General features: G+C 61.5%; 15 protein-coding genes. 12 read left to right on the top strand and 3 right to left on the bottom strand.

Translation table 11 applies throughout. The features are described 5' to 3' along the window. Nucleotides 1–164: 164 nt before the first annotated feature. From DAAHT2_RS07655 to DAAHT2_RS07640, 4 genes are all read left to right on the top strand, one after another. Nucleotides 165–734 carry an RNA polymerase sigma factor gene (locus tag DAAHT2_RS07655; RefSeq protein ID WP_013163719.1) on the top strand — a complete coding sequence of 190 codons (570 nt, stop codon included), beginning with the start codon at nt 165–167 and terminating at the stop codon, nt 732–734. Nucleotides 735–776: 42 nt separating this feature from the next. Further along, nucleotides 777–1634, top strand: coding sequence for a zf-HC2 domain-containing protein (locus DAAHT2_RS07650; RefSeq protein ID WP_157861442.1), 858 nt, complete (start codon nt 777–779; stop codon nt 1632–1634). Nucleotides 1635–1902: 268 nt separating this feature from the next. Then, on the top strand, nt 1903–3372 hold the full coding sequence (locus DAAHT2_RS07645; protein ID WP_013163717.1) for a DegQ family serine endoprotease: 1470 nt from the start codon (nt 1903–1905) through the stop codon (nt 3370–3372). A 71-nt stretch (nt 3373–3443) separates the two neighbouring features. Then, nucleotides 3444–4196 (top strand): hypothetical protein, encoded by a 753-nt coding sequence (locus tag DAAHT2_RS07640; protein ID WP_013163716.1) that lies wholly within the window; start codon nt 3444–3446, stop codon nt 4194–4196. Nucleotides 4197–4352: 156 nt separating this feature from the next. On the opposite strand, the gene DAAHT2_RS07635 is transcribed toward DAAHT2_RS07640, so the two are convergent. Both DAAHT2_RS07635 and DAAHT2_RS07630 read right to left on the bottom strand, forming a co-directional pair. Then, nucleotides 4353–5102, bottom strand: coding sequence for a hypothetical protein (locus tag DAAHT2_RS07635; protein WP_013163715.1), 750 nt, complete (start codon nt 5100–5102; stop codon nt 4353–4355). Between the two features lie 24 nt (nt 5103–5126). Continuing rightward, nucleotides 5127–6305 carry a type IV pilus twitching motility protein PilT gene (locus tag DAAHT2_RS07630; RefSeq protein ID WP_013163714.1) on the bottom strand — a complete coding sequence of 393 codons (1179 nt, stop codon included), beginning with the start codon at nt 6303–6305 and terminating at the stop codon, nt 5127–5129. Nucleotides 6306–6546: 241 nt separating this feature from the next. Between DAAHT2_RS07630 and DAAHT2_RS07625 the strand changes: the two genes are divergently transcribed. Beyond that, nucleotides 6547–6969 carry a secondary thiamine-phosphate synthase enzyme YjbQ gene (locus DAAHT2_RS07625; RefSeq protein WP_013163713.1) on the top strand — a complete coding sequence of 141 codons (423 nt, stop codon included), beginning with the start codon at nt 6547–6549 and terminating at the stop codon, nt 6967–6969. A 69-nt stretch (nt 6970–7038) separates the two neighbouring features. Here the strand turns inward: DAAHT2_RS07625 and typA are convergent, their stop codons facing one another. After that, nucleotides 7039–8811 (bottom strand): translational GTPase TypA, encoded by a 1773-nt coding sequence (typA, locus tag DAAHT2_RS07620; protein WP_013163712.1) that lies wholly within the window; start codon nt 8809–8811, stop codon nt 7039–7041. 459 nt (nt 8812–9270) lie between these two features. Here typA and mraZ point away from each other — a divergent pair, with 459 nt between their 5' ends. The 7 genes from mraZ (at nt 9271) to mraY (ending at nt 17423) form a co-directional block, all read left to right on the top strand. Beyond that, nucleotides 9271–9720: a division/cell wall cluster transcriptional repressor MraZ gene (mraZ, locus tag DAAHT2_RS07615; protein WP_041718882.1), complete on the top strand. Its 450-nt coding sequence runs from the start codon at nt 9271–9273 to the stop codon at nt 9718–9720. A gap of 5 nt (nt 9721–9725) precedes the next feature. After that, a complete protein-coding gene (rsmH, locus tag DAAHT2_RS07610; protein ID WP_013163710.1) occupies nt 9726–10637 on the top strand; it encodes a 16S rRNA (cytosine(1402)-N(4))-methyltransferase RsmH in 912 nt (303 codons plus the stop codon). Continuing rightward, on the top strand, nt 10634–10966 hold the full coding sequence (locus DAAHT2_RS07605; RefSeq protein ID WP_013163709.1) for a hypothetical protein: 333 nt from the start codon (nt 10634–10636) through the stop codon (nt 10964–10966). Before rsmH ends, DAAHT2_RS07605 begins: the two co-directional genes overlap by 4 nt. Before the next feature lie 62 nt (nt 10967–11028). Beyond that, nucleotides 11029–13008, top strand: a complete 1980-nt coding sequence (locus DAAHT2_RS07600) for a PASTA domain-containing protein (RefSeq protein ID WP_162014299.1) — start codon at nt 11029–11031, stop codon at nt 13006–13008. A gap of 5 nt (nt 13009–13013) precedes the next feature. Beyond that, nucleotides 13014–14639: a UDP-N-acetylmuramoyl-L-alanyl-D-glutamate--2,6-diaminopimelate ligase gene (locus tag DAAHT2_RS07595; protein ID WP_013163707.1), complete on the top strand. Its 1626-nt coding sequence runs from the start codon at nt 13014–13016 to the stop codon at nt 14637–14639. A gap of 133 nt (nt 14640–14772) precedes the next feature. Further along, nucleotides 14773–16344, top strand: a complete 1572-nt coding sequence (locus DAAHT2_RS14945; RefSeq protein ID WP_041718879.1) for a UDP-N-acetylmuramoyl-tripeptide--D-alanyl-D-alanine ligase — start codon at nt 14773–14775, stop codon at nt 16342–16344. Beyond that, nucleotides 16344–17423: a phospho-N-acetylmuramoyl-pentapeptide-transferase gene (mraY, locus tag DAAHT2_RS07585; RefSeq protein WP_013163705.1), complete on the top strand. Its 1080-nt coding sequence runs from the start codon at nt 16344–16346 to the stop codon at nt 17421–17423. Before DAAHT2_RS14945 ends, mraY begins: the two co-directional genes overlap by 1 nt. The last annotated feature ends 144 nt before the right edge of the window (nt 17424–17567 follow it).

Raw genomic sequence — 17567 nt, 5'->3', positions numbered from 1 at the left:
GTCAAAGTCGCTTGGGGCTGGACGGGGGGCCGTGAATAACTTGCTTTGTGGCGGGTCTGCGGCTACCATGTACCAGTTTTAAAAAAATGAGCGGCGGCGGGAACTTTCGAGGGGTACCGGCTGTCCGTAACTACGGAAGGCACCTCGAACCTTTATTATTCCGTATGCCAAAACAGGAAGAAAACGAAAGCGCGGAACTGGTTCGAGCCCTACGAAAAGGCGATGAGCGAGCCTTTGCCGACCTGGTCCGGTTACACCAGGGAAGGATCTACAACCTGGCCCTCAACTACGTCAAGGATGAAGAAGAGGCCAAGGATCTGACCCAGGATATCTTTATCACCGTGCATCGCTCTTTGGCCAGTCTGCGTGATGAGGCCAAGTTCGGGGCCTGGCTTTACCAGTTGGCCCTTAATCATTGCCGCAATCGATACAAGCGCTTGCAGCGCCGCGGTTTTTTTCGCAGCAGTTCGTTGGATGATCCCGATCGTCCCCTGCACCTGACCGACGGGGAATCGCCGGAGGGGGTGCTGGGCCGCCGTGACCAGGATCGGCTGGTTCGTCGTGCCATTGCCGAATTGGCGCCGGCGGAAAAGGAGATCATCCTGTTGCGGGATATTGAAGGGCTTACCTACGACGAGATCGGCGATATTTTAGCCATTCCGCTGGGAACCGTGAAGTCCAAGCTGAACCGGGCCCGGCTGGCCCTGAAAAGTCGTCTGGAAAAAGTTTTGTAGTAAAATCAGTTACAGCATCTGAGGTTATCTATGGATTGTGTTGTGGAATGTGCCCAACTGCCAGCGCTGTACACTGCCCGCCTGGACCAGGAGTTAACCGGCCCGGAACAGGAGGCCTTTGATGGCCACCTGGCGGCCTGTCCCGAATGTCGTCGTCAGTGGCACCTGTTTCAGGCCACCATGGAACGGCTCCACGATCTGGAGCCGCAGCCGGCGCCGCCGGAACTGTTGCCCGGGATTCTGGCCGCGGTGGAGCAGCGGCAGGCCACTGCGAGTTGGTTCACCCGGTTGCTGGACTGGTGGCAGCGGCAGGATTTCTCGGTGTCTGTGCCCACGGCCGCCGGTACCGTGGCCACGGCCATGCTGCTGGCGGTACTGGTGAAAAACTCCATGATTCCCTGGCCGCCGGTTGCCGGCCAGGAAGAGAAGCTGGCCGGCGACCGGCAGCAGGTCGGCCAGGTGGCCGGCCTGGCCGGAGAGAGTCGCCGGGTGCCGCTGCCCGATGCCACCCTGGCCGCCACGTCTCCCCGCTCTTATCAGGCCCCCGCCGCGTCCCCCGGGCTTGCTCCCGGCCTCAGCTACGACACCATCCCGGCCCATCGCTCACCGCTGCCGGGGTTGAATATGCAGCGCCCCGATGTCTTGGTGGTTTTTCAGGTTACCCGCAGTGACGACCTGGACAACTTCCTGACGGAATGCAACTCCCAGTCTTCATGGCGGGTGGGTTATCCCGGCCGGGAGATGATGCTGCTGGAACTGCCGCCCTGTGAACTTCCCCGCTTGCGGGAGTTGCTGGCCGGCAAATCCGCCGCCATTGCGCCGGTGGCGGCGCTTTCGCCTGACTTCGCCAGAGACCGGGAGTCGGTCCAGGTTGCCATTCGCTTCCGGCAGCCGGAGTAAGACTCCGCCAGGTCCGGTGGTGCGTTTTTTTCAGGAACCAGGAACATTGTCGCCCGAGCTGCTGTCTTAAAATCGGGTGCGTTGGACGCGCCTGTTTCTTCCTTTCCCCCTTCGCTTTCATGGCGAAGGGCTCTCCAGGGACCGCTCGGCCTGCCCGACCGCAGCGGTCCCTTTTTTGTAATCAGCCTGGCTTGACAATCGTCGGGTAACCATTAGATTGAAACCTGATCCATTTGCCAACAATCATAAAAGCTTGCAAGGAGATTCCATGAACCGCTCAATTACCATGCATCGGGGCGGGGCTGCGGTCCGCCTGTTTGTTGTGTTCTCCCTTACGGCTCTGCTGGTGCTGGCCGCCGCCACCGGCCGGGCGGCCCCGCCACCTTCCTTTGCCGATCTGGCCGAAAAGCTCGGCCCGTCGGTGGTCAATATCTACACCACCCAGACGGTCCAGGCGCCCGGCTCCCCCCATCAATTCTTTTTCGAAGGTGAGGAACTGCCGGAACTGTTCCGGCGCTTTTTCGACTTGCCCTCACCCCACTCCCGGCCTCCCGGGGGAACTCCACCCCGGGGCACCCCCCCACGAGAGATGCAGCGTACCAGCCTGGGCTCCGGGGTGGTTATTTCGCCTGATGGTTACATTGTTACCAACAACCATGTCGTGGAAAACGCCGACTCCATCAATATCAGGCTGACCAACTTCGAAGAGTATGACGCGGAAGTGGTGGGCCGGGATCCTAAAACCGATCTGGCCCTGCTCAAAATCGAACCCAGAAATCCGTTGCCCGCAGTAACAATGGGTGATTCCGAGGCCCTGCGGGTGGGAGACTGGGTCATTGCCATCGGCAATCCCTTTGGTTTCGAGCAGACCGTTACCGCCGGTATTGTTAGCGGCAAGGGGCGGTCTCTAGGCAGTGGCCCCTATGAAAATTTTATTCAGACCGATGCCTCCATCAATCCCGGCAACTCCGGCGGCCCGCTGTTCAACCTGCAGGGCGAGATGGTGGGGATAAACACCGCCATTTACTCCCGGGGGGGCGGCAATATCGGCATCGGCTTTGCCATTCCGGTGAATATGGCCAAGAATATCATCGGTCAAATCCAGGAACACGGCACCGTGACCCGGGGCTGGCTGGGGGTGCTGATTCAGCATGTAACCCCCGAGCTGGCGCGCCAGTTCCAGCTGGACCGGCCCATCGGCGCCCTGGTGGGGGAGGTTTCCCCGGAGAGCCCGGCGGCCGAGGCCGGGATGCGTCCTGGAGACGTGATTGTCGAGTACGACGGTAAAGAGATCACCCAGATGAGCATGGTGCCCACCCTGGTGGCTCAGACACCGGTGGGCAGTGAGGTGCCGGTGAAGGTGATTCGCCGGGGCCAGGAAACAGAGTTGCTGGTCACCATCGGTAAACTTGATGAAGATGATCAGCCCGCAGCGCCCCGTACCCGTGAAGCCGAAGAAAAGCTGGGCCTGGGGGTCCAGGAACTGACCGAAGAAGTGGCCCGTTCTCTGGGGCTCAAAGAGCAGGTGGGGGTGTTGATCTCCCATGTTGAGCCCGGCTCTCCGGCGCAGCGGGCCGGTTTGCGCCGGGGCGAGGTGATCGTCGAGGTCAATCAGCAGCCGGCCGGCAACCTGACCGAGTACGCTGAACTGATGGCCGCCGCCCTGGAAAAGGGGGAGGTGCTGCTGTTGGTTAATCGTGGCGGCCAGCACCGTTTTGTGGCCATCAGTGTTCGTTAGCAGTGGTCTTCGGGGACGGTTTGGGCAAGGCCCGCCGCCCCGGAGGATCTTCATTATAAGGAGATGGGGTTATGTCCGCTTGTTTTGTCGGGCGCCGCGCCCGGGTCTTGGTTTTGGGGCTGGTTCTGTTGCTTTCGCTGGTGCTGGGCGGTTGCGCTTACCGTGACCGGGTGGCCCCGCTGGATCTGCCCGATCCCGAACGGGGGGCGGTGGAGATCAATGGGGTGATGGTCAGTGCCGTGGCCTTTGTTGACCCCAAGCAGGCCCAGGAGGCCTTTGGCTTTAACGCCCGCCGGGCCGGGCTGCTGCCGGTGCAGTTGACTTTTCAGAACGACAGCCGGGATGAGGTGGTGGTCAATACCGGCCAGACCTTTCTGGTTGATCAGGAAAACCGGGCCTGGCCCGTACTTTCCCTGGAGCGGGCCCATGCCCGGGCCAAGGGGCACGTCGAGGTGGGCGAGACGATGCGGGAAGCCGGTCGCCCGGCCTTGTTGCTTGGTGCTGCCGGGGCCGTGGTGGGGGCTGCTTTCGCCTTGGTTACCGGGGAAAATGTCGGCTCCGCCGCCGGCAAAGGCGCGGCCATCGGGGTGGCCGGCGGGGTGCTGGCCGGTGGCGCCGAGGGTTACGCCGATATCGGCGCCCGGGTGCGCCGCGATCTGGCGGAGAAATCCCTGACCAGCGGGCCTATTCGGCCTAATCAGATCGGCTATGGGGTACTCTTCTTTCCCGGTGAACCGGGGGCGGAAGCCGACACCGTGGAAGAGTTGCGGCTGGCCCTGCAGATCGGCCGGGAGCAGCATATCATCCGTTTGTCGCTCAGGTAGAAAAGGGCTCGGTTGGCAGGGGTGCTAACCTACCGGTTTAACGGGCCGTAATCGTTCAGCAGTGCCGCAGGTTCGGGCAAGCAGCCAGGTGCAGCGTACCCCCTGTACGTAAGCCTGGCTGATCGCCCGAAGATGCGGTGCTGCTGAACGATTACGTTAGATTTTGCCATGCTCCTGCATTACCTGCAGGAGCGGGCCGAAGAGTTGTCGGTGATCGTGGCGGGACTTTTTGATGATCAGCTTGATCCGGTCGAGATCCTGCTCGTTGACCGTCAGGTTGGCGCTAAGGGTCAGGGCTTCCAGGTCATAAAGGGTGTTAAATTCCGGCCCGATGAGCACGTAAAGCAGCTGCCGGCGGCCGGCCATGGGCATCTTGCGCATGTGCTGGTGAAAGCTTGAATCGCCCAGCTTGCCGCCCTCAAAGTAGCTGTGCAGGACCACGGCGGCAAAACTGACAAACCTCATCCGCTCAATGGCCGCCGCGGCCGATTCCGGAAATTCCACCTGGTAACCTTGGGCTTCCATAGCCTCCGTCACCCGCCGGCGTTTATCGCCTTCGGCCATGAGAATCATGGCCAGGGGAACATCCCTGATGGCCTCGTCGGCGCTGCTTTCATCCACCTGCTGCAGCAGGCTGATGTCCGGCGGCTTGGGAGCCTTGTCGGGTAGATCGGCGGACGCGGAAGACGCGGCGGGAGGGCTGGCGGCTTTTTCGGCCCCGCTCTCCGGCCGGGCTTCGTGGGCCAGGCTGCCGTCGCGCCGCAAATGAATGGGGTTGTGGCAAAGGGGGCAACCGATTTTCAGGGTCTTGCCTTCAGGCAGGGCGGCCAGGGCCTGGGCTACCTTATCCCGTTGCGCCTCGGTCAGTTGCAGTTGCTTATGGCAGTGAGGGCATTGTGACAGCATCTATCTTCTCCCGGTTACAGTAGATCAGCGACGGCGGCGACGGCCCTGTTCTTCGCCTTCTTCCATGCTGAGATCTTTTATTTTAGAGGTTTCTTCGCCCCTGGCCGCCTTGATCTGGTCCAGTCCGCGGTTTATCGCGGTGCGGCGGGTGGCATACCCGATGGCGGTTTTCTCGTTGATCTTCCCCTGTTCGTAAAGGTCCAGGATGTGCTGGTCGAAGGTTTGCCAGCCCGCCGCCCGGGCGTCGGCGATCACGTCGTAGAAGGTTTTGTCTTCCTGTTCGCCGTTTAAAATCAATTCCCGCACCCGCAGGCTGGTGCCCATGATTTCCAAAGCCGCCACCCGGCCACCTCCTTCCTTGGGCAGCAGCCGTTGTGAAACGACCCAGCGCAGGGTGTCGGCCAGCCGGTTGCGGATCTGGCCCTGCTCATGGTGCTCGAACATGCCGAGGATCCGGTTGATGGTTTGGCCGGCATTGATGGTGTGGAGGGTGGAGAGCACCAGATGGCCGGTTTCAGCCGCCGTGAGACCGATTTCCATGGTGACCCGGTCGCGCATCTCGCCCACCAGGATGATTTTCGGCGCCTGGCGCAATGCCGCCCGCAGGCCGGAGGCGAAATCATCGAAGTCGGTGCCCAGTTCACGCTGGTTGAAGGTGGCCATTTTGTGCTGGTGCACGAACTCGATGGGGTCTTCCAGGGTTACGATGTGCTCGGGGCGCTCGTTGTTGAACATGTCCAGCAGGGCGGCCAGGGTCGTGGACTTGCCGGTGCCGGTGGCGCCGGTGACCAGGATGAAGCCGGTGCGGTCGATATTGGTCTTTTTCAGGGCGTCGGGCAGGTTCAGCTGGGAGATGGTGGGAACCTCGGTGCTCAAGCGCCGCAACACCGTGGTCAGGTGCCCCTGGCGGAAAAAGATGTTGACCCGGAAGCGGGCCTTGGTGTCCAGCTCGTGGGAAAGGTCGCAGGAGCCGTGTTCGATCAGATCGTTCAGCAGCCGCTTGTTGCCCTTGATCAGGTTGAGGGCGAACACTTCGGTCTGGAAAGGGGTCAGTTCCTCCACCGGCGGGGTGATTTCCACCGGGGTAAGCCGGCCGGAGCTTTCCACTTGCAAAGGGCGTTTAACGGTGACGTTGAGGTCCGAAACATTGTCGAAGCTCTCCAGCATGGAGGAAATCCAGTAGTTAATCTCCGCTTCTTTCATCGCTGGCCCTTTGGGTCTCTGGAGTTGCTCTATTGTCAGGGTGGGGGAGGATAAATGCCCTATAGCTGCTGGCGGGTGGATTGTCAACCCCATAAAGCTTGGGGGGCGGGGCAAAACCATCGCCGTGCGGCGCTTGATGAGAAGGTCCGGCACGTTGACAGGCCGTGGGAAAACGGGGTAAGCTGCAAGTTGAAGGCGGATAATTGCGGATAACTAATGCTGCAAGCGAGACAGGTGCAGAATGGCGAAACAGAAGAGCTATATCCTGGAGATCCATTCCCCTGGCCGGGGGTTGTATGATTTTACCGGCAAGGTTCGGGCCTTTGCGGCCGAAAGCGGGATGCGCGACGGCCTGCTGACGGTGTTTTGCCGTCACACCTCCGCCTCCCTGGTAATTCAGGAGAATGCCGACCCCGATGTGCTCCACGACCTGGAAACCTTTATGAACCGGCTGGTGCCGGACGGTCAGCCCGACTGGCGGCACCGCAGCGAGGGGCCCGACGACATGTCGGCCCACATTCGCAGCGCCCTGACCCAGACCTCCATCGGTATCCCTCTGGTTGACGGCGCCCTGGTGCTGGGTACCTGGCAGGGTATCTTCCTCTGGGAACATCGCACCGGCCCCCATCGCCGCAAGGTGCAACTGCACTTGCTGGGCCAGTAGCTTAATAACCGGTAAAGGAACAGCCGCACCGCATCTTCGGGCGGTGCGGCTGTTCGCTTACTTCGCTTACTAAATTTTGCGCAGCCGGATGGACTCCGGGGTAACCTCCACCAGTTCGTTGTCGTTGATGTAGGCGATACAGTCTTCCAGGCTCATCTTCACCGGCGGGGTCAGCACCACGTTTTCGTCGGAGCCGGAAGCCCGCATGTTGGTCAGTTTCTTGCCCTTGGCCGGGTTAACCACCATCTCCCCTTCGCGGCTGTTTTCACCGATGATCTGGTTTTTGTAGACCCGCTCGCCGGGCCCGACAAACAGCCGACCCCGTTCCTGCAGGTTGTAAAGGGCGTAGGCCACCGTGGTGCAGTTTTCCATGGCCAGCAGGGTGCCGTTGCTGCGGTTTTTGATCTCGCCGGCATAGGGTCCGTACTCGGCAAAGACGTAGTTCATTACCCCCATGCCCTTGGTGTCGGTCATGAACTGTGAGCGGTAGCCCAGCAGCCCGCGGGTGGGGATTTTGTAGAGCAGTCTGGTCATCCCGTTTTCCTGGTGCATCTCCAGCATCTTGCCCTTGAGGCCGCCCAGTTTTTCAATCACAGTGCCGCTGTACTGTTCATCGACGTCGATGGTCAACTCTTCGTAAGGCTCCAGCTTGACCCCGTTTTCCTCCCGCATGATCACCTGGGGCCTGGTTACCTGCAATTCGTAACCCTCCCGGCGCATGGTTTCAATGAGTACGGAAAGGTGCAACTCGCCGCGACCGGCCACCGAAAAGCCGGCCCCTGCTTGCAGGGGGGTTACCTGGAGGGCCACGTCGGAGATGGTCTCCCGGCGCAGGCGTTCCTCGATGTGCCGCGAGGTGACGAATTTGCCCTCCTGGCCGGCAAAAGGTGAATCGTTGGGCAGGAAATTCATGGCAATGGTGGGCGGGTCGATATCGATCAGCGGCAACGGCTGGGGGTTGTCCGGGTCGGTAAAGGTTTCCCCCACGGTAATGTCGTCCATTCCCGCCACCGCCACAATTTCCCCGCAGATCGCCTGTTCAGTGGCTACCTTGGCATTGCCTTCAAAGCGGTAAATTTTGGTGATCCGGGCAGGCTTGCTGGAGCCGTCCCGCTTGCACACCAGCACCCCCCGGTTGATGTTCAGGGTTCCGCCGGTAACTTTGCCGATGGCCAGGCGGCCGAGGTAGGGGGAGGCGTCCAGGGAACTCACCTGCATCTGCAGCGGCCCCGCCGGGTTGCCGCCGGGGGGAGGGATCTGTTCCACCATAATATCGGCGATGGCGCTCATGTCCTGCTTGGTCACCGGCAGGGCCGCGGAGGCGTAGCCATCTTTGGCCGAGGCGTAAACCACGGCGAAATCCAGCAGCTCGTCGGGGGCGCCGAGTTTAACGAAAAGGTCGAATACCTGGTCCACCACCCAGTCGGGTCGGGCCGCCGGTTTATCGATTTTGTTGACCACCACGATGACCGGCAGGTTGGCCGCCAGGGCCTTTTTCAATACAAAATAGGTCTGGGGCATGGGGCCTTCCTGGGCGTCCACCAGCAGCAGGCAGCCGTCGGCCATGCGCAGCACCCGCTCCACCTGGCCGCCAAAATCGGCATGGCCCGGCGTGTCAATGATATTGATGCGGTAGCCTTTGTGCAAAAAGGTGCCGTTTTTGGCGGAGATGGTGATGCCCCGCTCCTTTTCCAGGTCCATGGAGTCCATGAGTCGCTCGGCGACCTGCTGGTTGTCCCGGAACATCCCGCTCTGGCGAAAAAGCTGGTCCACCAGGGTGGTTTTGCCGTGGTCGACATGGGCAATGATGGCGACGTTTCTGATTTCTTCTTGGTTTATCATGTTTTTCCAGTTGTGGTGGGGGTTTTGCTGCAACCACGTGCTAAGCAGTCCGTGGCAAAGCGTAAACGATCAGCCAGGCTTTACGTACAGGGGTGCGCGGTGTCTGGCTGCAAGGCCTCACCTGGGGCACGACTGAACGTTTACGGCGTAATGGCGTAACATTGTGACGCGGGTGCCGTGGGCTTTTGGTGGGAGTCGGACCTGATTTTCAGGCGCCGAAAAAGCGCGCAACTGTATATTGATTTTGAAACTAAAGCAAGCAGAAAAACAATTTTCTGCCGCCAAACCTAACCGCTTTTTTTTCTTGACACCCACGGTTGTTTATCACTATAAGGGGTTTGGTGGTGCAAAGTGGGGGAAAGGGGGGCAAAGGGGGAGTGAAGGCGTTAGTTGCGGGGTTAATGTGGTTTTTCGGGGAGGAGAGTATCATTGATTGGTGAAGGCAGAACGCGTCAGCCGGTGTACCATTTTCGAGGGCGCTCGGATCATATCCTGGACGGCAAGGGGCGGCTCAGCATCGCCACCCGCTTCCGGGACGTTTTGCGCAAGCAATACGATGAGCGGCTGATGGTCATGCCCTGGAAAACCTGCCTTAAGGCCTATCCTTTGCCCACCTGGGAAGAGCTGGAAGTCAGCTTGATGGCCCAGGGAAAAAAGCACCCGCAGCAACTCAAAATGATGCGTTACATGATCGGCGGGGTGGTGGAGTGTGCCCTGGACCGCCAAGGGCGCATCCTGTTGCCTCCCAATCTGCGTGAAGAGTGCGGTCTGCAAAAAGATGTGGTGGTAAACGGCATGATCTCCTACTTCGAGATCTGGGACAAGGAGACCTGGGAGCAGGTCAGCCGGCCGACCAGTGAACAGTTTGCGGAATTCGAGCAGTCCCTGCTGGAGCTGGGGCTCTTTTAGGGCCGATGGACACCGCCCACCAGCCGGTGATGCCGGCCGAGGTCCTCTTCTGGTTGGCGCCCGCCGCCGGCGGCATTTATGTCGACGGCAACCTGGGCCTTGGTGGTCATGCCGCGGCCATCCTGGAGCAAAGCGGCCCTTCCGGTCGGCTGATCGGTTTTGACTGGGACCAGGAGGCTCTGGCCCGGGCCCGCAGCAACCTGGCCCGCTTCGGCGACCGTGTGCATTTGCAGCCGTGCAACTTTATCGAACTGGAGGCGACCTTGGCCGAACTGGCGATCAGCCGTATCGACGGCATCCTGCTCGATCTGGGGCTCTCCTCGCTGCAGTTGGACAGCTCCGGCGAGGCGGCCGGGGCGGGCCGGGGTTTCAGCTTTCGCCGGCCGGAGCCGTTGGACATGCGCATGGATCGCCGGCAGGAGCTTACCGCGGCTGATCTGCTCCGGGACTTAAGCGCTGCTGAACTGGCTGATATCTTTTATTACTACGGGGAAGAGCGTCAGGCTCGGCGCATTGCCGGGTGGCTGGTCAAACAGCGGCAGCAAACCCCCATCGTCACCACCGTGCAGCTGGCCGAACTGGTGGCCGCCGCGGTGCCCCGTCGCTTTCATCCCCGTAACATTCATGTTGCCACCCGGGTTTTTCAGGCTCTGCGGATTGCGGTTAACCGGGAACTGGAAAATCTGGAAAAAATTCTGGCCGTTGCCCCTTCGTTTCTGTCCCCCAAGGCGCGATTCGTGGTGATTTCATTCCACTCCCTGGAGGATCGCCTGGTCAAACGGGCCTTCCGCGAGGATCCGCGCCTTAAGATTCTCACCACTCGGCCGCTGCAGCCGCAAGAGGCGGAACTACAGCGCAACCCCCGAGCCCGCAGTGCCAAACTGCGGGTGGCGGAGCGCCGGGAAGAGACGGCATGATCCGCCAGGGCGGTAACCGCCGGGGCGGCAGGAGTCAGGCTCGGGGGGCCTGGACCTCCGGCCGGGAGGCGGGCCTTTTTTTGTTAGGCAAGGCCGGGCCGGTGCCCTTGGCGCTGCTGGTGGGGGTGTTGGCCTTATGGCTGGCCTGGTCGGTGCACCAGGGAGAGAGGGCGGTGGAAGTTGAGCAGTTACGGCAGGAAGAACTCCTGCAGCAGCACCAAGAGCTGAGCCGCCAGCGTGATGAGCTGCGGTCCCGGGAGCGTATCGAGGCGGAAGCGGCCCGGCTGGGGCTCCAGCCGCCTAAGAAAGGGCAGGTTCAGCGTCCGTGACAGCCTGTTAAGTAAAAGATGTGAGATGGCAGCCATGAAGGAGGATCAAGATGCGCCGAACCATGAGCGCTAAACAGCGCGGCAGGAAAATGCTCTTTTTTACTCTGCTGCCGCTGCTGTTCGGTCTGACGCTCTGGGGGGTGTTCAGCCTTTCTGAAGCCGATGAGGCCAGGCTGGCCCCGGGCTACCAGAAGGGTACCCTGGTGGAAAGTTCCAGCCTGCGGCGCAACAATATTTACGATCGCAACTTTGAAACCCTGGCGGTGAGTTTTCGGCTCAGCTCACTGTACGCCCGGCCGCTGGAAGTCAATGACCCCGAGACCACGGCGGCCGAGGTTGCTCGTTTGCTGGATCTGGACCGCCAGCACTTGCTGGACTCGCTGCGCAGTGAACGCAGTTTCGTGTGGCTGAGTCGCCAGGTAAAAAAAGAAGTGGCCGATGAAGTGCTGGGCCGCGGATTGCCTGGCATATACGCCATGCCCAGTTCCCATCGGTACTACCCGCACCATGACGGCGCCGCCCATGTGGTGGGGTTTGTAAAGGACGAGCAGGGGTTGGCGGGCATAGAACTTTCCTACGATAACATTCTGCGCGGCGGGATCAGCGATATTCGGCTGGCGGCGGCCGGTGTGCCCGATCGGGTTACCGCCGGGGGCGGGGTGCACCTGGTCAGCACCCTTGACCTTGCTTTGCAACGGGAACTTGAGCAGCGCATGCAGCGGGTATTGCGCACGGCGGACGGCAGTGCCGCGGCTGCTCTGATCATGAATGTTAACACCGGGGAGGTGCTGGCCATGGCCAGCCTGCCGGGGTACGATCCTAATCGCTTCTGGGCCGCCGGCTCGGAGCAGCGGTTGAACAGGGCCGTCATGCCCCAGGTGCACCTCGGAGCCTTGGGAGAGCTTTTTCAGCGGGCGGCCGGAGAGACAGGTGGTTTGGCGCCAGCTTACCACACGAACGACGGTGAACTGCCGGCCGGGGGAGAAGCCTGGTGGTATCCGCTGGCGCCGGATGTCTATGCTTCCAGCGGATTTGGCGGCAGCGGGCGTGCTACCGGTGCCCTGGCGGAAGATTTTTTGCAACTGATGGGGCTTTGCCAGGCCAGCAATCTGGATTTGCTGGAAGGTCGAAGCCTGGGGCCAATCATGCAGGTGGAGGAACTGGCGGCCGATGAGTGCCGGCAACTGCTCATGGATCGCCGGGCCGTGGTTAACGGAGTTTCCTTGCTGGCGGCCTTCAGCCGGTTGGTTAACCAGGGGCAACCGGTGGAGCCGCATCTGATCCGAGGTTTTTGGGATGGTGCAGATTTTTGGCCGCGGCAGTCGGCGATAACCGCTGCGGCCATGCCGGCTGGCTTCAATCGTCAAATGCTGCAGGAGCTTGCCACGACGGCTGGAAACCAGGGTCAAGTAGCCATCTATGAGAGTCTGGTGGTTGAAGCCCGATCCTCCGCCGAAAAACTGGAGATTGCGATGGCAGATAATGCAAGCCTGCTCTCCGGCCAGGGCCTTGAGCACCAAGAGCAGGCGGGAGCCGCAGCAGTTGAACGGGCTGCCGCCCCGCAGCGCTACCAGGCGGTGATGCTGGGTATGGCACCGATTGAGAAGCCGGAACTGGCGGCCTTGGTTTTTGTCGATCGGGCCCGCCTGGATCTGGCCTTGCCGTCACCGCTGGCGGGCGTGGTGCGAGATCTGGATCAGTGGGTCGGCAGGCTTGAGCAGGCCGCCAGCCCTCCGGCGCCAGCGGCGATTCTGGCCCGCAAAGAGGCTTTGTATCATGACTGGCTGGGCAAACAGGAAGCCGGAGATCTGCAGGTGCATGCCGCCACTCGTCGGGCGCCGGAGAGAATGCCGGATGTGACGGGGTTGAGCCTGCGCAAGGCGCTGCAGGTATTGCAGCCCTCCGGCCTGCGTTTCCAGGTAAGGGGCAGCGGTCGAGTGGTTAAGCAGGAGCCGCCGCCAGGAACTCCGTTGCGTGAGGTTGATGAAGGCGTGCTCGAACTGCGGGTACCGGGTGGCGAGATGATGGCTGCCGGTTCATAATAAACATGAAGGTGCGGCAATTGATCAAGGCGGCGGCGGTTGACTATACAGTGCTGGCCGAAGGGGCGAGCGCCGAGTTGGAGGTAACGACTGTTACCGCCGATTCACGCCGCGCCGGGCCCGGTTCGCTGTTTGTCGCCCTGCCGGGCAGCCGGGTGGATGGTCATGATTTCCTCGCTGCCGCAGTAAAGCAGGGCTGCCGGGTGGTGCTCTGTCAACCGGGTTGCCGCCTGCCGACGGAAAAGGCGCCGGAGGTGCTGCACCTGGCCACCGCCGACACCCGGGCCGCCTTCGGCCGCCTGTGCGCAGCGCTGCGAGGTTTCCCGGCGCAAGAAATGGTCATGATCGGGATCACCGGCACCAACGGGAAGACCACCGCTTCCTACCTGCTGGAAGATTTGATCCGACGGGCCGGCGGTGAGCCCGGGGTAATCGGTACGGTCAACTATCGCTATCGCAACCGGGTCTTGCCGGCCACGCATACCACGCCGGATCCGGAAAGTCTGCAACCCCTGCTGCGGGAGATGGCCGAGGCCGGGGTCAGTCACGTGATCATGGAGGTTTCCTCCCATGCCCTGGAGCAACAGCGGGTGGCGGGAATTGCCTTCGATGCGGCCCTGTTTACCAATCTTAGCCATGAACATCTGGACTACCACGGCGATATGGAGAGTTACTTCGCCGGTAAAAAACTGCTTTTCAATCGTTATCTCAAGCCCGGCGCCGCTGCAGTGGTATTGAGCGGCCGGGCGGAACAGGACGATGCGAGCCTGGATTGCTGGAACCAGCGGTTGATTGACGAGCTGTCGCCCCGGGTGTTGCCGCCAGGTTGCCGGCGTCGGCCCAAGGCCGGCGAGGTGCGGCTGTGGCGTTGCGGGGCTGCCGGTAACGAGCTGCGCCTGCTGCGCCGCCGCCTGAGCCTGGCCGGCATCGAAGCTGAACTGCAAAGCAGCGAGGGAGCGTGGCGACTCTCCTCAACGCTGGTGGGCGATTTTAACCTGGATAATCTCCTGGGTGTGGCCGGGGTGGGGTTGGCCCTGGGGATGACCCCGGCAACCATCGCCGCCGCCCTGGCCGACGCCGCGCCGCCCCCGGGGCGCCTGGAACGCTTCCGCTCGCGGCGGGGGGTGGAGGTGCTGGTTGATTATGCCCATACCCCCGATGCCTTGGGGCATGTCTTGAAGGCCCTGCGCCGCCTGGCGACGGGCCGGCTGGTGGTCGTCTTTGGTTGCGGCGGTGATCGGGATCGGGCCAAGCGGCCTCTGATGGGAGAAGTGGCGGCCGCGCTGGCGGACATCGTGGTTCTGACCTCCGATAATCCCCGCAGTGAAGCGCCGGCAGCGATTATGGCCGATATCCAAAGAGGCCTGGCAACAGTGGACGCGCGGCGGGGCAGGCTGGAAAGCCTGCTGGCGGCCCCGCTGAACCGGCGGACAACATGCCAGGGTTATGACCTGGTTGTTTCCCGCCGCCAGGCAATCCGGGACACCATTTACCACGCCCGTTCCGGAGATGTGGTGCTGGTTTGCGGCAAGGGGCATGAGACCAGTCAGATAATTGCAGGTAGCTGCCTGGATTTTGATGATCGGCGGGAGGTAAGAGAACAGCTGGCGGTATTGGCGACAACGGGTTAAAATTAAAAATTTTTAGCTTCGCCGATTTAAGGCAAACCAAAAGGGGGGGAAGATGGAGCCGGCAAGAACAGTGAGTGAGACACAGCACCGGCGGCGAACCTGTCGTCGGGCAGCCTTCGGATATGGTTTTTCCTTGGCCCAGAACCCGGTCTGGAGCCTTGATCAGGTGCTGCTGGCCACCGGCGGCCGCCTGTGGGGTGATCGTACCGAGGCCGTTTTTCGCCTGGTCTCCTCGGACAGTCGCACCATTGAGGCCGGGGATCTTTTTGTGGCCCTGCGGGGCGAGAAATTCGACGGTCACCGCTTTGTCGCGGAGGTGGTGCGCAAAGGGGCCGCCGGCCTGGTGCTGGAAAGTCCACCGGAGGAACCGCTGCCGGTTCCGGTGGTGCTGGTTGCCGACACCCTGCAGGCCTTGGGCGACCTGGCCCATTACCGCCGGATGCAAATGAAAGGGCTTAAGGTGCTGGCCATTACCGGTAGTTCCGGCAAAACCACGGTCAAGGAGATGACCGCCGCCATCATGGAGCAAGGCCGGGGGCGGCAGCGGGTGCTGAAAACCCGCGGCAATCTCAACAACCTCATTGGCTTACCCCTTTCCCTGTTGGCGGTGGATGCGCACCACCAGTACGCGGTGCTGGAAATGGGGATGAACCGGTTTGGTGAAATAGCCCGGATGGCGGAAATCGCCCAGCCGGATATTGCCTGCATCACCAACGTCCAGGAGGCCCACCTGGCCGGTTTGACCGATGTTGCCGGGGTGGCCCGGGCCAAAGGCGAACTGTTCCACGGCATGCGCCCCTGGACCACGCTGGTGGTCAACCGGGACGACCCCCGGGTCTGGCGGCTGGCCGGGAAATTGCCCCAGCGCCGGATAACCTTCGGTCGCAAGCCCGGCACCACGGTGCGGGCCACCCGCTTGCGCAGCCGCGGTGAGGAGGGGATGAGCTTCACCCTGACCATTGCCGATGTAACTGATTACGGGGGCCATGGGGTAAGCGGTCACAGGGTGCCGCAGGTTGTGGCAAGCGGACCGGCGCCGCGTACCTCAGTACGCAAGCCGGGCCGATCGCCGCAAGATGCGGTGCCCTGTGATCGCTTACTTGCCGATGGTTGGCAAGGTAGGGTGCATATCGCCGCCCTGGGAGAGCACAACGTGCAGAACGCGCTGGCGGCCGCCGCTCTGGCCCTGGCCGCCGGGGTAAGTCCAGCGGAAATTGTTGCCGGCCTGGAAGGTTATCGCCCTTTTGCCAAGCGATTGCGGATTCAGCCTTTTGTCGCCGGCCTGAAGCTGATTGATGACTCCTACAACGCCAATCCATCCTCCATGCTGGCCGCCCTGGAGACGGTGCATAACCTGCGGCGGAACCGTAAAGTGGTGGCGATTTTGGGGGACATGCTGGAGTTGGGCAGTCATGGGCCGGCGGCGCACCGCTTCATCGGCGAGCAGGTGGCCCGGCTGGGATTTGATTATCTGCTGACCGTGGGTGAATTCGCCGGCGAGACGGCCCGGGCGGCTCGCCGGGCGGGAATGGACGCCGGGCAGGTACGGGCCTGCTTGGACAAGAAGGAAGTCGGCGCCTGGCTGCTGGAGGCAACCGCCAAAGGCCGGCTTAAAAACGATGATCTGGTGCTGCTCAAGGCCTCCCGCGGCATGCAGATGGAAACCATCATCGAGGCCTTGCACCACGGGCGGGAACAGAGATAATGCTTTATCATCTGTTATATCCTCTGCATGAATACCTGAGCGTACTCAACGTTTTCCGGTATATCACCTTTCGTTGTATCGGGGCGGCGTTGACCGCGTTTTTTATGGTAATGCTGCTGGGGCCGCCTTTCATCGCCTGGCTCAAATCGCGCCAGATCGGCCAGGTGGTCCGCGAAGACGGGCCGGAGAGCCACTACTCCAAAAGCGGGGTGCCCACCATGGGCGGCATGTTGATCCTGGTGGCGGTGGCGGTGACCACCCTGCTCTGGGTCGACCTTGGTAACCTGTTTGTCTGGCTGATTCTGGCGGTACTGCTCTGGTTCGGGGCCATCGGGGCCTATGACGACTGGCGCAAGATCCGCAAAAACAACAGCCGGGGCCTGGGAGTGCGGGGCAAGCTTTTGCTGCAGGCAGCCGGCGCCGGGGCGGCGGTGGCCAGCCTGTTCTGGTTGCCGGGCTTTGACGGCCATCTCAGTTTTCCTTTTTTCAAGGAATTCCGGCCGGACCTGGGGGCCTGGTACTGCCTGTTTGCCTTGCTGGTGGTGGTGGGGGCCTCCAACGCGGTCAACCTCACCGATGGCTTGGATGGCCTTGTTACCGGGCCGGTGGTGATTACCGGCACCGTCTATCTGGTGTTTTCCTACCTGGCCGGGCATGCGGTGCTGGCGTCCTATCTCCAGATTCCCCATGTGCCTGGCGCCGGAGAGGTGGCGGTGTTCAGCGGGGCGCTGGTGGGGGCCTGTTTGGGTTTTCTCTGGTTTAACACCTTTCCGGCCCAGGTTTTTATGGGTGATACCGGTTCCCTGGCCATCGGCGCCGCCTTGGGGATGGTGGCGATCATCACCAAACAGGAATTTCTGCTGGCCATGGTCGGCGGGATCTTTGTCCTGGAGGCCTTGTCGGTGATCCTCCAGGTGGGATTTTATAAATTGAGCGGGGGCAAAAGAATTTTTCTCATGGCCCCTTTCCATCATCATTTTGAGAAAAAGGGCTGGCAGGAACCCAAAATAGTGGTCCGGTTCTGGATTATCTCCATTGTCCTGGGGCTGCTGGCCATAGCCACCCTAAAGTTGCGCTGATGTAAGCGATCACGGGGCACCCCACCTTGCGGCGATCAGCCCGGCTTGCGTACTGAGGTACGCGGCGCCGGTCTGCTTGCCGCAATCTGGGGCACCCCGTGACCGCTTACCAAACGATGTATGCTAATGCTAATGCTAATGGCG

It is taken from the genome of Desulfurivibrio alkaliphilus AHT 2 (assembly GCF_000092205.1).
Taxonomy (GTDB): Bacteria; Desulfobacterota; Desulfobulbia; order Desulfobulbales; family Desulfurivibrionaceae; genus Desulfurivibrio; species Desulfurivibrio alkaliphilus.
Note: the sequence above shows the minus strand (reverse complement) of the source record. Positions and strands in the feature narration are given on the sequence as shown.

Bases quoted from the DNA above. Each gene is read 5' to 3' on its own strand.
- rsmH (WP_013163710.1), top strand. From the start codon at position 9,726: ATGGACACCGCCCACCAGCCGGTGATGCCGGCCGAGGTCCTCTTCTGG.
- mraY (WP_013163705.1), top strand. From the start codon at position 16,344: ATGCTTTATCATCTGTTATATCCTCTGCATGAATACCTGAGCGTACTC.
- DAAHT2_RS07635 (WP_013163715.1), bottom strand. From the start codon at position 5,102: ATGCTGTCACAATGCCCTCACTGCCATAAGCAACTGCAACTGACCGAG.
- DAAHT2_RS07640 (WP_013163716.1), top strand. From the start codon at position 3,444: ATGTCCGCTTGTTTTGTCGGGCGCCGCGCCCGGGTCTTGGTTTTGGGG.
- DAAHT2_RS07630 (WP_013163714.1), bottom strand. From the start codon at position 6,305: ATGAAAGAAGCGGAGATTAACTACTGGATTTCCTCCATGCTGGAGAGC.
- DAAHT2_RS07605 (WP_013163709.1), top strand. From the start codon at position 10,634: ATGATCCGCCAGGGCGGTAACCGCCGGGGCGGCAGGAGTCAGGCTCGG.
- DAAHT2_RS07625 (WP_013163713.1), top strand. From the start codon at position 6,547: ATGGCGAAACAGAAGAGCTATATCCTGGAGATCCATTCCCCTGGCCGG.
- DAAHT2_RS07645 (WP_013163717.1), top strand. From the start codon at position 1,903: ATGAACCGCTCAATTACCATGCATCGGGGCGGGGCTGCGGTCCGCCTG.
- typA (WP_013163712.1), bottom strand. From the start codon at position 8,811: ATGATAAACCAAGAAGAAATCAGAAACGTCGCCATCATTGCCCATGTC.
- DAAHT2_RS07655 (WP_013163719.1), top strand. From the start codon at position 165: ATGCCAAAACAGGAAGAAAACGAAAGCGCGGAACTGGTTCGAGCCCTA.
- DAAHT2_RS07595 (WP_013163707.1), top strand. From the start codon at position 13,014: ATGAAGGTGCGGCAATTGATCAAGGCGGCGGCGGTTGACTATACAGTG.
- DAAHT2_RS07600 (WP_162014299.1), top strand. From the start codon at position 11,029: ATGAGCGCTAAACAGCGCGGCAGGAAAATGCTCTTTTTTACTCTGCTG.